The 14,799-nt window shown below is 41.3% G+C and carries 12 protein-coding genes; 2 read left to right on the forward strand and 10 right to left on the reverse strand.

Annotated elements, in window-relative coordinates; all coding sequences use genetic code 11:
• Positions 1-97 precede the first annotated feature (97 nt).
• The 3 genes from PSF28_RS17930 to PSF28_RS17940 are packed head-to-tail and all read right to left on the reverse strand — an operon-like array spanning position 98 to position 3,536.
• Positions 98-874, reverse strand: a complete 777-nt coding sequence (locus PSF28_RS17930) for a DeoR/GlpR family DNA-binding transcription regulator (protein ID WP_210837655.1) — start codon at positions 872-874, stop codon at positions 98-100.
• Positions 875-909: 35 nt separating this feature from the next.
• Complete coding sequence (locus PSF28_RS17935; RefSeq protein ID WP_272665714.1) at positions 910-2,139, reverse strand: FAD-dependent oxidoreductase; 1,230 nt, start codon at positions 2,137-2,139, stop codon at positions 910-912.
• The gene (locus tag PSF28_RS17940; RefSeq protein ID WP_272685425.1) at positions 2,136-3,536 is read right to left on the reverse strand and encodes an NAD(P)/FAD-dependent oxidoreductase; all 1,401 of its coding nucleotides are present in this window, start codon (positions 3,534-3,536) and stop codon (positions 2,136-2,138) included. Before PSF28_RS17940 ends, PSF28_RS17935 begins: the two co-directional genes overlap by 4 nt.
• 241 nt (positions 3,537-3,777) lie before the next feature.
• On the opposite strand from PSF28_RS17940, the gene PSF28_RS17945 reads away from it, so the two are divergent.
• Together PSF28_RS17945 and eutH are read left to right on the forward strand one after the other, a co-directional pair.
• On the forward strand, positions 3,778-5,217 hold the full coding sequence (locus PSF28_RS17945; protein WP_272685438.1) for an FGGY family carbohydrate kinase: 1,440 nt from the start codon (positions 3,778-3,780) through the stop codon (positions 5,215-5,217).
• Between the two features lie 22 nt (positions 5,218-5,239).
• Positions 5,240-6,490 (forward strand): ethanolamine utilization protein EutH, encoded by a 1,251-nt coding sequence (eutH, locus tag PSF28_RS17950; RefSeq protein WP_210837663.1) that lies wholly within the window; start codon positions 5,240-5,242, stop codon positions 6,488-6,490.
• A gap of 339 nt (positions 6,491-6,829) precedes the next feature.
• Here eutH and PSF28_RS17955 read toward each other — a convergent pair whose 3' ends face one another.
• From PSF28_RS17955 to PSF28_RS17985, 7 genes are all read right to left on the reverse strand, one after another.
• Positions 6,830-8,143, reverse strand: coding sequence for an inosine/guanosine kinase (locus PSF28_RS17955; RefSeq protein ID WP_004913614.1), 1,314 nt, complete (start codon positions 8,141-8,143; stop codon positions 6,830-6,832).
• Positions 8,144-8,249: 106 nt separating this feature from the next.
• Complete coding sequence (gene wzz(fepE), locus PSF28_RS17960; protein ID WP_272665711.1) at positions 8,250-9,368, reverse strand: LPS O-antigen length regulator Wzz(fepE); 1,119 nt, start codon at positions 9,366-9,368, stop codon at positions 8,250-8,252.
• 123 nt (positions 9,369-9,491) lie between these two features.
• Positions 9,492-10,457: a ferrochelatase gene (gene hemH / locus PSF28_RS17965; RefSeq protein ID WP_210838676.1), complete on the reverse strand. Its 966-nt coding sequence runs from the start codon at positions 10,455-10,457 to the stop codon at positions 9,492-9,494.
• A 182-nt stretch (positions 10,458-10,639) separates the two neighbouring features.
• Positions 10,640-11,284 carry an adenylate kinase gene (gene adk, locus PSF28_RS17970; RefSeq protein ID WP_210838678.1) on the reverse strand — a complete coding sequence of 215 codons (645 nt, stop codon included), beginning with the start codon at positions 11,282-11,284 and terminating at the stop codon, positions 10,640-10,642.
• Between the two features lie 192 nt (positions 11,285-11,476).
• The gene (gene htpG / locus PSF28_RS17975; RefSeq protein ID WP_210838694.1) at positions 11,477-13,345 is read right to left on the reverse strand and encodes a molecular chaperone HtpG; all 1,869 of its coding nucleotides are present in this window, start codon (positions 13,343-13,345) and stop codon (positions 11,477-11,479) included.
• Positions 13,346-13,838: 493 nt separating this feature from the next.
• A complete protein-coding gene (recR, locus tag PSF28_RS17980) occupies positions 13,839-14,438 on the reverse strand; it encodes a recombination mediator RecR (RefSeq protein ID WP_004913633.1) in 600 nt (199 codons plus the stop codon).
• Complete coding sequence (locus tag PSF28_RS17985; protein ID WP_004260403.1) at positions 14,438-14,767, reverse strand: YbaB/EbfC family nucleoid-associated protein; 330 nt, start codon at positions 14,765-14,767, stop codon at positions 14,438-14,440. The genes recR and PSF28_RS17985 overlap by 1 nt, the downstream gene beginning before the upstream one ends.
• Between the last annotated feature and the right edge of the window lie 32 nt (positions 14,768-14,799).

Below are 14,799 nucleotides of genomic sequence, written 5' to 3' on the forward strand. Positions count from 1 at the left end.
ATTTTCAATGAACATTTTTTAGTTAAAGTAACCCCATGAAAAATAATTAATTATTTTCCACAGGGAGAGTTAAAGTTTAATTTATAGAATTAAAGACTTATTCAACGTCCGCAACAATAATTTTCGTTTTAGGATGTTTTTTACCTTCAGGTAATTTAAATTCTTTGCTGGTTGTCACTAAATAATCAATATTGTCCCAACTCGTCACAAAATTAATCGCATGTTTATTCGCTTTCGTACCATCCGCTAACACCATTAATTTATCGCTGTTTTCCATCATCTTTTGTGCGATTGCAGCTTCATCGACATGCTGATCCATCACACCATGTAATGCGTGTATCGCCCCTGCCCCAATCACTGCGTAATCAGCAAAAAATTCAGCAATATTTTTTAGTGCAATAGCGCCTAAGCACGCATTTTGCGCTGCATTAAATTGCCCACCAATCAAAATCGTTTCGATAGTTGAGTTTTCTTGTAACGTATTTGCCAATAACGGCGAATTTGTAATAACGGTTAAGTTATCAATCAATTTGATTCTTTGGCTAAATTCAAAGGTGGTTGTGCCAAAATCAATAAACAATGTGTCTCCAGGTTTAATCAGCTCAGCCGCTTTCGCCGCAATCGCTTTTTTCTCATCAACCGCGGCTTGTGCTCTTTCCGTAAAATTACGCTCAAATTTTGATTGAATATTGACAGCCCCACCATGGACTTTTTTCAGTAACTTCTGTGTTTCAAGCTTACTAAGGTCACGACGGATGGTTTCTTGCGCGACATTAAAATGCTTAGCAAGCTCCTGTACGTAAACCTGCCCTTGAGTAGAAAGCAGCTCAATGATAGTTTGATGACGTACTTTTGAGGAACGTCCCTCACACATAGTTTAATCCTTCTTAACCATTTAACTTTCCAGCACTATACAACAGTGATACTAATTTCAGTAGCTTCCTGCTGTATTTTTGTTAAATCAATGTTTTTCAGTAAAATACGTCGTGTTGGTAAACAGCGATGGCGTTTTTCATATAACAGGGTATTCCCTGCCATAACACGAATAGTTCCGTTCACTGGCTGTTCAACTTTGATATTAAAATCAATTTGTCGCACTGATAAATTATCCATATCAATACACGCTGGAACACTAAAACAAATTTTCGGGTCAAACTGCACAGGAATACATTGAGCCACTTTCAATTGTTGTTGATGATGATTCGCTAGTAAATCATCTGCTATCCGTTCTCCGATCACCAAGCCTTCTTGATAGCATTGATCACCCATATCGGCCGGGTGTAACATATTGCCAGCGGCATAGTAGCGAGTATCAGAGCAACGCCCATACTGGTCTGTTACCGGTTTTCCTGTCGCCGCATCAAAGTTCAAATGGCTTTTACGGATTAGCGTATTTTCACCAACAAATTGCCCCGTAAAAATGACCGAATCACACATAATTTTGTGGCTTTTACCTTCGGTTTCAACAACCACATATTCCACGCGATCTAAACCGCCAATTTCAGTAATTTTACTATTCAAATAAACGGGGGTTCCCATCGCTTTAGCAAATAAAGTCGCGGGTTTAAAAGCTAAAATCCGCTCACCACTTTCAATCATCGCTTGGGCTTTAACGCCTGCATTTTTTAGTGTCCATAGCGCAGAAAAACTCACTAATTCACTGCCTACAATCACGGGATTACGGCAAGGCTTCTTACCATTTAAATAAACAAATTGCTGTAATGCCCCTGCGGTTAAAATTCCTTGTGGCCGCAAGCCTGAAACTAAGCGCGGATGGCGAGGTGTTTCTCTTACCCCCGTCGCTATCAAAACCCGTTTAGCTTGCATTTCAACAAGACCTTCTGGTGTTGAAACGGTTAATTTCCCATTAGGTTGTAACGCAGTCACTGTACTACGGGTGAAAATCGGTGTGTTTCCCAGTTGATTGACAATTTTCTCAGCAAATTGGTTGCCTTTCATCGGCCGTTTAAAGGCTAAAATACCAAAAGTTGGGTGCTGGCAGTGACGTGGAACGCCACCGGCATGGGCTTCACGTTCAATGATGGCGATATTTTGTACACCACGGCGACGTAGTGCTTGTGCCGCAGCTGCACCGGTAGGGCCCGAGCCAATGATAATAACATCATAATTTACACTCATTTTACGGCCTCCACTGCCAATGTGTGGTCGAAGCGACCATTAATAATTTCAGCCACCTGACTACTACAATAAAACCCATTACAGCGTCCCATCATCACTCGCGTTCTGCGGCGTAAAGCCCCTAAACACTCAGGAGGAATGTCCGAATCAAATGCGGCTTCAATCTCCCGCTGAGTCACTAATTCACAATGGCAAACAATACCGCCATTGCTTTTGCATTGGTAATCCCGTTGATGATATTCAGAAATCATTGGCATAGTTGGCCAAATCAGCACTTCAGGTGGTGATAACTCAAAAAGCGGTGTGAAATTTTCTTGGTACAATTTACCAAGATAGCTTGCCACCCCTAAGGCCGAGGTTAAACCTGTGGAACGAATTCCCCCTGCACATATCCACTGTTTTTCTGGGTAACCATTAATGCGGTAATATTTTTCTTCTGTTGCAGGGCGTAACCCCGCATAGGTTGCGGTCACACTGTAATTGTGCAATGAAGGTAACATACGAGAACCTTGGGCAATTAAGTCCTCAAGCACTTCTTGTTTTACCTCTGCTTTCCAACGGTCATCTTGTTCTTCCGCTGTAGGGCCAAGCAAGAGGTTGCCGAAGATGGTTTTCGATAGCAATACACCTTTTGTGATAGCGGTCGGCACTGGTAGGATAATCGCATTGATATCCGCTGCTGCCGCTTTGTCATAAACAAGAAATTGCCCTTTACGTGGTTTTATTTGGAACGGTGATGGGTGGCAAATTGATTCGACAATATCCCCATTAATTCCTGCGCAGTTAATGACTAAACGGGCAGAAAACTCACCTTTTGATGTGGTTAAATGCCATACTCCATCATTGAGTGTTCCATTGCTTACCTCACAATGAAAACGGTATTCAGCCCCATGTTTCACTGCTTGGGTTAAATACGAAAGTGGCGTACTCCATGGGTCAATAACCGCTTCACCTGGCACAGAAACAGCCGCAAGTGCCCCTGGTGCTAAATGGGGTTCTCTGCGATATAGCTCTTCTTTATCAATAATTGCCACATCTAATACATTGTTAGTGTGTGCTTGTTCTACTATCGCCGGCAATTTACTGAGTTGCTCATCATTCCATGCAACCACTAATGCCCCCGTTTCAAGAAGAGGTAAATTCATTTTTTCTCTGATTGCAATGAATTCACGATACCCTTCTTGCATGCACTCAAGTTCTAGACTCCCTGGTGTGGCGTCAAAACCGGTATGTAATAGCGCACTATTTGCCTTACTGGCTCCCGAAAGGATGTCACCACCACGTTCAAGTAACAACGTGTTGGCCCCCATCAGTGTGAATTTACGTGTCACAGCACAGCCAATGACACCACCGCCGATGACAATGACATCCCAAATTTTTTTATTATTAATATCCATGGCTGAGATCCTTAACTTAAAACTTGCACACATAAAACCACATAATTCCCACAATCACAATAATTAAAACAACACAAAGCACAACAACAACCAAAAATTTACTCACATTGTTACTTTATTGTGATTTTTGTCACATTAGTGAAACTTACTGTGAGTTTTTTGTGGATTTTATTTCCGATTAAACGATAGTAAGCAAAAAAACAGACCTATTTACAACATTTATAACACTGGGAATACTGTGATGCTCAATCAACGTTATGCGGCTATCGACCAGGGAACAACGGGAACCCGGGTCGTTGTCTTTGAAGAAGGCGGCCATTACCACTCCCCTATGAGCATTCCTCATAAACAAATCACGCTGAATAGTGGTTGGGTTGAACACGACCCAGAGGAAATACTGGCAAACATCATTAAATGCTTACATAGCTGTGAAGTTGTTGATGCTATTGGGCTTTGTCACCAAGGTGAAAGCATTGTGGCATGGGACGCGGACAGCAAGCGCCCTTTATACAACGCGATTGTTTGGCAAGACTTGCGGACAGAAAAAACCATCTCAATGCTCAAGGAGGCTGGGTTAGAACCGCTGGTACAATCTAAGTCAGGCTTACCTCTCGACCCTTATTTTTCCGCCAGCAAAATGGGCTGGATTATTGACAATGTTGTCGGTGCGAAAACGTTAGCGGATAAAAATAAATTACGCATCGGTACAATGGATGCTTTTTTTCTTGACCGTTTATGTGGCGTATTTGTCACCGACTATAACTCGGCGTCTCGAACTTCATTACTCAATATTCATACGTTGGAATGGGACCAAGAGCTATGTGACATTTTTGGAGTCCCCATCCATTGCTTGCCGCCAATTAAAGACAACATTGGTGACTTTGGCGCTATCAATCTCGATGGACACCTTACCCCAGTCACGGCCATTATTGTTGACCAATTTGCCGGCACATTCGGCCATGGTTGTCGTGAGAAAGGTGATGCCAAAATCACCTTCGGTACAGGCGCGTTCTTGCAAGCACTGACTGGCACCGATATTCCACAAACTCATGACAGCGGTTTATTGCCCACACTCTGTTGGAAGTTTCCCAATCAGCCCCCTGTATTTGGCTTAGATGGCGGCGTCTACAACGCAGCATCTGCCATCAATTGGGCTCGCAAAATCGGTTTATTTGACTCGTTTGATGAGCTCGGGGATTTCAGGGCAGAATCCGCTATTAAACGCGGCCTAGCCTTTGTCCCTGCGTTATCCGGTTTAGGGTGTCCATACTGGGATCGCAGTGCTGCAGGCCTTTGGGCGGGGCTTTCATTAGATACCGACAAAAAAGACATGATGCAATCGGTTTTGGAAGGCATAGCCGCACGCTCCGCTGAAGTTATTTTTGCAATGGAAAAAATTTCACCGCTAGGCCAGTCAATCTCAGTCGATGGAGGACTCTCTTCAAATCAATATTTTAAGCAATTTTTAGCTAATTTATTACAAAAAAACATTGAAGCACCAGCAAACCGTGAAGTAACCGCATTAGGCGCCGCCTTGTTAGCTCGAAAAGGTATCGGGATCACTCATGAAATGGCGGTAAGGCGCAATTCAACCGTGACACATCCTGATGGGACGAATATGCAAGGTGTGATGGAACAATATCGCGACATCATTGCCCGTTCTCGCCAATTAAGACACTAAAATAATAAAAGGAAACCCTACTATGGCTGAATTCGGAAATTACATTATTTATTTAATTATGTGTGGCGCCATTATTGGTGCTGTCGCATCCATTGTTAGACCCGCCAGCGATCTTGGAAAAGAGTTTGTTAACGGGATCTTTTCTATTGGTCCCGTGTTTCTCGCTCAAGCCGGGATCATGGCTGCTGTTCCGTTACTCTCGCAATTAATCTCTTACATTCTTGGACCGGTCTTTTCCTCTGTCGGCTCAGACGTTTCTATTGCAGCCTTATCAATTATTGCAGTTGATATGGGCGGTTACCAACTAGCCGATGCACTAACAACTAATCGAGATATGTGGATCACTGCAATGTTGATCGGTTACACCTCTGGGGCCACTATTGTTTATCTGATCCCTGTGGGGCTAACAATGCTAAATCGTAAAGATCATAAATACCTTGCACTTGGTGCGATGGCTGGGTTGATCTCCATACCATTTGGCGTATTGGCTTCACTACTGCTAATTACATTCAATAATATTCCTGTAAGGGACATTATTTCCACAAACTCACCGGCGACACATCAATTAACCTTAGATTTCTTTACCATGTTGCAATACCTGATGCCGTTGTTTGTATTCTGTTTTTTATTAGCCGCAGGGCTAAAATATCGCCCGATGTTAATGGTAACGGGCTTCCTGATTTTCGGTAAAATCATGGATGCATTCGTCAAATTAGTCTTAGCATTTTCCATTGTTGAACACTTTACTGGTGTATTTACCAAAGTGTTCGGCGCATGGGGCTTCGACCCTCTATTTGCTGACCAAAATGAGCTATTCCGTGCCATCGAAATTGCAGGGTATATCGGTATCATGTTAGCGGGTACATTCCCTATTTGTTATCTGTTCCAACGCTACTGCAAGCCTTTAGTCCGTGCACTGAGTAACCGTTTAAAACTGAGCGATACGGGTTCTTTAGGTTTTATTATGGTTATGGCAAACATTATCGCTACTTATCACTTATTCAAAGAGATGCGAGCAAGGGATAAAGTATTATGTGTGGCATTTGGTGTTTGCGCACAAGCAACCATCGGTGATCACCTTGCCTTCACTGCCAACTTCCAACCTACTCTCGTTTTACCTATTTTACTGGGCAAGTTGGTAGGCGGCTTCTTAGCAGTATTTATTGCGATTAAAATCTCAGTACCACAGGCGATGCGTTATGAAGCTGAAGATACAAAAGCAGCTGAAATAGTCAAAGAAGAAAGTGAGCTCGCTGTTGCTAAACAACATTAATTAGTATTAACCATACTTATATATTTAAAAATAATTAGCTGTATGCCAAATATGGATACTCATAAAGTAGCATACAGTTTTTATTTATTAGTCTGAAATTAACTCAAACTCTCGTCAATTATTAACATTACACTCATTATATGGTTATCTATATTAGTCATCATTAACCATTACATTGTTTATAGATATATAATTTGAAGGTAAAAAATTACCTCAATTAATAAAATTTAGTGACAACAATTCATCAAAACCATTATCAAAAAGAAAGGCGCCTCAATAACAATTATATTGAAGTGCCTTAGAATCAATACCATCAATTCAAATAAGAATCATTTCGATTTAACGTTCCCAATAAGATTCTTCTAAGCTATCTTCTTTTTCAGGTAAGCCACGACTCAAACGAGGTGAATGCTGAGTTAATACTTGATAACTTACACGATTAGCATATTTACATACTTGAGCTAAAGAGGAATACGTTAAGTATTGGCGTTCATGTTTACTGGAATTCGGTACATTTGAGCGATGGTAAGAATTAGCGGTAATATCGTGAAGTAATGCCGATAAAGCCCCGTCTCCTGCCCCATTTGTGTTCATTATTTTTTCAGGGCCCCCCATATAAGGCTCAATATGAGAGAAAATTCGTAATGGAACTTGGCAATCTTGTTGGCGCATTGCTCGGCTAAACTCGTATAAGTTAAATTCTGCAATTGCACCTGGTAGTAGTGGGTGCTGCGTCGTACGTTTATAAGCATCTTCGGTGTAGCCAGCCATATACAGGCCTGATGGGCCCGCCGTACATAAAACTAAATCAACCCAGTCTAGTGCCATATTGGAGGCAAGTAATGGGTCACTCAACCCCGTCAGTTCCTGCGCTTCGTCCTCATTCATTGCAACGACTGAAATATGTTCTGCTAAGAAATCACGCCAGAACTGAGGGTCTTGAGCAATGACAAATTTTGTTCCAAGCGTCAACACAACGGGAACATTGTGCTTTTTCGCATACGCAATAGCCTGCATCGTCGCATCAGGCATGGTTTCTCCAGGTTTACAACGGACTAAATAAGCCGTTAAAACCAACGCAGAAGCCCCCGCAATGATATCCTCTGGAATACTATTTGGGTGCAAGCGATTCATATGGCCAGGGCTGATAGCAAAAGTTCGCTCGCCATTTTCAGTGATCAAGGTAAAACAGCGCCCAATAGGCCCATCTACGCCTTGTAGAAAATTTAAATCCATACGGCTTGAGGTATGGCACAGGTAGCGATATGCATAGCTTCCAATTTGGATGTTATTACACATTGTGCCCAATAAAACAGACCTGTCATCCGCTAATACCGAATAATTGTGCAAGGTATTGCCAATCGTTCCACCAGCAAACTCATGAGTAATCAATGCATTATCTGTGAGCTCTTTATACAAAGCTTCGGCGGCATCATCTTCAATAACTAGTGAATGCCCCTTACTCAACTGGTAGCGCTGAATGAAATCGTCATCCACTTTCGCTTCAATATCGACTAATGTTTGGTCGATACCAACGATATAGGACTTACAATTCTCATCATCTGCCAATGTTTCTTTTAAAGGCTGTAATAAAGGATCTCTGAGACTAACAGGAAAATAGTGTTTTGATTTGCGCTGACCGGGGAATTTCATAATTAGAAGATTAACAATGGAACATCGCCCTATTCTAGCACGATAAAATAAAGCCAGCACCTGCAAAGAAGGCACTGGCTCCATTGTTTGTCATTTGGCGGTAATTTTACTGATTTTGATATTTATAATCGCGGTAAAGCTCTCGACTTAACACAAATGCACAACTCAAAATTAAACCTAATATGGCGCTTAATGCAACAATCAACGCTGATTTAGGTGAATCTTTATGCAATGGTAAGTCTGGCGTTAAAATAAATTTAACCGGCGTAAAATCTAACTCTTTACTAGTTAGCTCTTGTAAATCATCAATATAAATCTTACGGTTTTGTAGGTTTTCGCTCATCAATGCTAAATCACGATTTTGAGTTTCAATCAGTAATTTTTTCTCTAAAGCTTCAGTCCCCAACGCAATAGGGTAATCAGGGTCATCATTGATAGCAACAGATTCGCTGGCAATCGGTTTTTCAATTCCAGCGGCTTTTGCAATATCAACGGCTCGTTTAAGCCTTTCAACCTTAACATCGTATTCAGTTTGAATTTTGCTGACTTCGCGTTTTAGTGACTCACTGGCATAAATAAGTTTCTCTGAAATCATATTATCGATTTCAACTTTTAGCTGTTGCCTTACTTTCGATGCACTATAACGAATATAGCCTTCAAGTAAATCTTGGGCTTCTGTCGGCAACGGCGCAGTAAAGCTTAAAACAATATCATTTGAAGTACTGTTTTTTTCTTTTGACAGATCTTGAATTTTAATATCATTTGAAATGATTGAATTCACTAGCCTTTGCTGAGCGATAACATCATCTTTTGGGTCAATTTTCTCTGCAAGGTTATGGTAATACTCAGTACTTCTCACATAACTTTCTTGATTAACTTTCGAACGATATTGGTCAATAAATGCAGTAAAAACACGTTGAGCACTTAGATCAACAGGAACATCTAATACATCCAATTGCGCTTTAAATGCATTAACTTCTTTGAGCTCTTCAGATGCAGGGGGAATAACAATAGCAGTACTGCTCCATTTTTGAGGTAAGAGTTTAACAACACCAGCACTTACTGCAATACAAACAATCGTAAATATAAGAATCAAAAATTTATGTTTTAACAAAATGGAAAACAAGGCCATTAAATCAATTTCATCGTTTTGTTGTATATGAAATTGATGAGCAGAAGACGACTTCTGCTCTATATTACCTTGTGGGGGCTGCTTATTGCTCATATTAATTCCAAAAGACATAACATTTATTCAATCATTTATAATTTCAGATAAGTGATTATAGTCCATAATGAGCCTATTGATATATCGATAAGCAAACTTTTCTGCATTAATTTGCTGAATTAGTTATTTTAGTACATCTTGAATTATTGAATTAATCATATGAATGCTATTTGGATTATCATTTAAAGCCGGTATGTAATTATATTTATTACCGCCACTACTCATAAAAAATTCTTTATTTTGTTCGCTAATTTCTTCTAATGTTTCTAGGCAATCAACTGAAAACCCTGGACAAATGACCTGAACGGATTTTACACCCTGGGAGGGTAATTCATGCATAGTTTTATCCATGTAAGGCATCAACCAAGGCTCACGTCCAAACCGTGACTGATAGGTGAGCATGACTTTATCACTTGGATAATTCAACGCCTCACGGAGTGCCTCTGCCGTTTTTTCGCACTCTTGCTGGTAAATATCACCTGTATCGCAATAACGCTGTGGAATACCATGGAACGACAATATAAGTCTATCGGGTTCACCATGCAGGGCAAAGCTTTCGTCTATCGAGGCCACTAACGCTTGAATATAAGCAGGGTGTGTCGCATAGCTACGAATGAATTGCACGCTTGGAATGGTACGTCTACTTTCAAACGCTCTGGTTAATGCATCATAAACTGCTGCGGTTGTCGTGCAGGAATATTGTGGATACAGCGGAAGAACCACTAAGTCAGTAACACCTTGGTCTAGCAAACCATCCACCGCACTTTTAATTGAAGGAGAACCATAGCTCATGCCTATCTCTACAGCAATATTAGGCAATAACTCTGCTAACTTTTGTTTTTGACGCAAAGAATAAACCAGTAATGGCGAGCCGCCTTCTAACCAAATAGACTTATATAACTTCGCCACTTTAGAAGAGCGAAGAGGCAAAATCGCCCCATGTAAAATTGGCTTCCAAATCAAGCGCGGTACATCAATAACACGTTTATCACTAAGAAATTCTGCTAAATAGCGTTTCACTGCTGAGGTTGTTGGGGCATCAGGGGTTCCTAAGTTTGCTAACAAAATGCCGTATTTTTTTTCTGACATGAAACAACTCCTAATTGATAATTATTCCCAACTTTAGCACAGTTAATTAACGATTTTTGTCACCAAGTGGTATAAAAAAGAAAGGCAGCGATCATCGCTGCCCTCATATAATACCTTTATACTTAAAATAATTCGAATTGCAGTTACGATTACTGCAACACAAAGCATAGTAAGTACAAATATCAACCTAAGATTTTCGCCAGTTCTTCACTAACTTCTGCCACTTTACGTGTACCATCTAATTTGAAGTACTTGGTATTCCCTTGTTTAGCTTCATTTTGGTAATACGCAATTAAAGGTGCAGTTAATGCATGATATTCAACCAGACGCTTACGCACGGTGTCTTCTTGGTCATCTTTACGGATGGTTAGTTCTTCACCTGTTACATCGTCTTTGCCTTCAACCTTTGGTGGGTTAAAGTTGATATGATATACACGGCCTGATGGCGCATGTACACGGCGGCCAATGATACGCTCAACAATGATTTCGTCTGGTACAGCAAATTCCAGTACGTTATCAACAGTGATGCCAGCTTCTTTCATCGCGTCCGCTTGTGGGATTGTACGAGGGAACCCATCCAACAAGAAGCCATTGCGGCAGTCATCTTGTTTGATACGCTCTTTAACTAATGCGATAACTAATTCATCAGTAACTAATTTACCGTTATCCATCAGCTCTTTAGCTTGTAAGCCGAGTTCGCTCCCTGATTTAACAGCGGCACGTAACATGTCACCTGTTGAAATTTGAGGGATCCCAAACTTTTCCATAATAAATTGAGCTTGAGTGCCCTTACCAGCGCCTGGAGCGCCAAGCAGAATGATACGCATTGCGTAAACCCCTTGCTATTTAGATTTTTATAATTTGAAAAGAAAACAAGCTACCATACCATTAGCATGCTGCTTTACTCAAGAACACACGTAAACGATTTCGCATTTATCTTTTTTCGCAAAAGAAAAAAACCACGCTAAAGCACAAGCAAAAGCGTGGTTTATGCTCAATATCGAAAATATCGAATCAAATTACTTTAAAAGTAATTCATTGATTTTACGTATAAATAGGTTTGGATCTTCCAATGTGCCACGTTCTGCTAACAGTGCTTGATCCAACAAAACATCCACCCAATCAGCAAACACGGATTCATCTGACACTTCTGCAGCTTTTTTCACCAATGGATGCGTTGGGTTCAATTCGAAGTTATATTTTACTTCTGGCGCGGCTTGCCCGGCTGCTGCAAACAGTTTCGCCATTTGTGTACTCATTTCATCCACGTCTGTCGTGACAATGGCCGGGGTATCCGTTAAGCGATGCGTGAGTTTAACGTCTTTAACACGCTCACCAAGGAATGACTTAACGCGTTCAACAAATGGCTCTAATTGCTTATCCGCTTCCTCTTGTTCTGCTTTGTTTTCATCCGCTAGCTTATCTAATGACTCGTCTGCTTTACTTACGGATTGGAACTGTTTACCGTCGAATTCTGATAGGTAATTCATCATCCACTCATCTATACGGTCAGATAACAGCAAGACTTCAATACCTTTTTTACGGAACAATTCAAGGTGTGGACTACCTTTTGCCGCTGCATAGCTATCTGCAGTGATATAATAGATTTTATCTTGGCCTTCAACCATGCGGCTAACATACTCTTCTAGAGAGACGTTCTGTACACTGCTATCGGCATGAGTCGTCGCAAAACGCAGAAGTTTAGCAATAGTTTCGCTATTTGCCATATCCTCTGCAGGGCCTTCTTTCATCACTAAACCAAATTGTTGCCAGAAGGTTTGGTATTTTTCTGTATCAGATTTGGCCAGTTTTTCCAACATTTGCAGAACGCGTTTGGTTAAGGCACTGCGCAAACTACGGGTTAATGCGCTGTCTTGCAGTATTTCCCGCGAAACGTTCAACGGTAAATCATTGGAATCTAGCACCCCACGAATAAAGCGCAGGTAATTCGGCATGAACTGTTCCGCGTCATCCATAATAAATACGCGTTGAACATAGAGTTTCAAACCATGCTGTTGGTCACGATTCCATAGATCAAACGGGGCTTTAGACGGCACATACAGCAAGCTAGTATATTCTTGCTTACCTTCTACGCGGTTATGTGTCCATGTCAGCGGGTCTGCGTAGTCATGGGAGATATGTTTATAGAATTCCGCGTATTCTTCGTCTGAAATTTCAGATTTACTGCGAGTCCATAATGCTTTCGCTTGGTTAATTTTTTCCCAAGTTACCGTACCGTCTTCTTCATTTTTTTCTTCGATTTCAACGGGTAAAGCAATATGGTCAGAATATTTGCTAATCACTGAACGTAGACGCCAGTTATCGAGATATTCTTTTTCATCATCGCGTAAATGCAAGGTAATTTCGGTGCCGCGCTCCGCTTTTTCAATATCAGCGATGGTATATTCACCTTCACCAGCAGATTCCCAGAACACACCTTCATCGGCAGGAGCACCCGCCGCACGGCTACGTACCGTCACTTTATCGGCCACAATAAAGGCGGAATAGAAGCCGACACCAAATTGACCAATCATTTGGCTGTCTTTGACTTGGTCGCTACCTAATGACTCTAAGAATGCTTTTGTGCCTGATTTAGCGATAGTCCCAAGATTTTCAATCACCTCTTCACGGCTCATACCGATACCGTTATCACTGATGGTCAATGTACCTTGGTCTTTATCGGCACTAATACGCACACGCAGCTCACCATCGTTTTCATACAATTCTGGTTTAGATAATGCTCGAAAACGCAGTTTATCTGCCGCATCTGATGCGTTGGAGATCAATTCACGTAAGAAAATCTCTTTATTCGAATAAAGAGAGTGGATCATTAATTGGAGGAGTTGTTTAACTTCTGATTGGAAACCACGCGTTTCCTGTCCTTTCATACTCATTAATCGCCTCTATTTCATCAATCTAATTGGATAGGTTTGACTTATCGATGCAGATTAGTTGGGGGCGAAAAACAGAAATTCAAGCGAAAGGGATAAAAAATTTAGTTAATCAAACTCAAAAGCCAATGATTAGAAAGAAAATAATAACAACCGCAATCATTTTAACAGTAGTTAATGAAAGGAATAATTCTACTCATCTCCAATCATATCCTCTAAATAATTTGTACTGTAGCTAGGTATCAAATACGTTAATCCCTAGGAGCATACTAGTATGTGACCCGAGTCACCGAGTGCAGCCCCCTACGGCTCAAATTAGTAACTGAATTCTGTAGGGGGATTTTAGAAAAACGAAATCAATATCATCCTCTAAATAATTTGTGCTGTAGCTAGGCGTCAAATACGTTAATCCCTAGGAGCATACACCAGTATGTGACTAGGGTTAACGCATGAAGACAACAACGCTACAGTGCAAAGTATGACGAGGATATCAAAGTTTAAGGCGGCCGGAGAGCGAATGAGATAACGTAGTACTATCGACTAACTCTAACTCCCCACCCACAGGCACCCCGTGCGCAATTCGGCTCGCCGCCACCCCATATTGAGCACACATTTGCCCAATATAGTTTGCCGTCGCTTCTCCTTCAACCGTTGGATTGGTTGCTAAAATCACTTCAGTGATAGTCTCGGACGCCAAACGCTCTTCGAGTCTATCAAGGCCGATATCCATTGGGCCGATTCCATCAAGTGGGGATAAATGCCCCATAAGGACAAAATAACGCCCGGAAAATTGCCCGGTTTGTTCTATTGCATAGATATCTGCTGGACTTTCAACAATACAAATCAAACCATTTTGTTGACGACGTGGGTTATCGCAAATATTACAGATATCTTGTTCTGTAAATGTTCTGCAATCACGGCAGTGACCTATTTCAGACATGGCCCGAGTGAGCGATTGCGCTAAACGCATTCCCCCACTTCGGTCACGCTGTAAAAGATGAAAAGCCATTCGCTGCGCTGACTTGGGGCCTACCCCTGGGAGACAGCGCAGAGCTTCCATCAACGATTCAAGAAGCGGACTTGTTTGCATTAGAATGGCATCTTAAAGCCTGGTGGTAATTGCATACCACTAGAAACACTCGCCATTTTTTCTTTCTGAGTTTCTTCGATACGACGTGCAGCATCATTAAATGCTGCGGCAATCAAATCTTCTAACATTTCTTTGTCGTCTTCGAGCAAGCTAGGGTCAATCTCAACACGGCGGCAGTTATGTGAGCCATTAATCGTCACTTTAACTAACCCAGCACCAGATTCGCCTGTAGCTTCTAGTTGAGCGATTTCTTCCTGAACTTTTTGCATTTTATCTTGCATTTGCTGGGCCTGTTTCATCAGGTTACCCAATCCACCTTTACCAAACATAGTTATCTCTCACAACTGAGGCTACAGCTTAA

The organism is Providencia sp. PROV130 (assembly GCF_028482225.1).
Lineage (GTDB): Bacteria > Pseudomonadota > Gammaproteobacteria > Enterobacterales > Enterobacteriaceae > Providencia > Providencia rettgeri.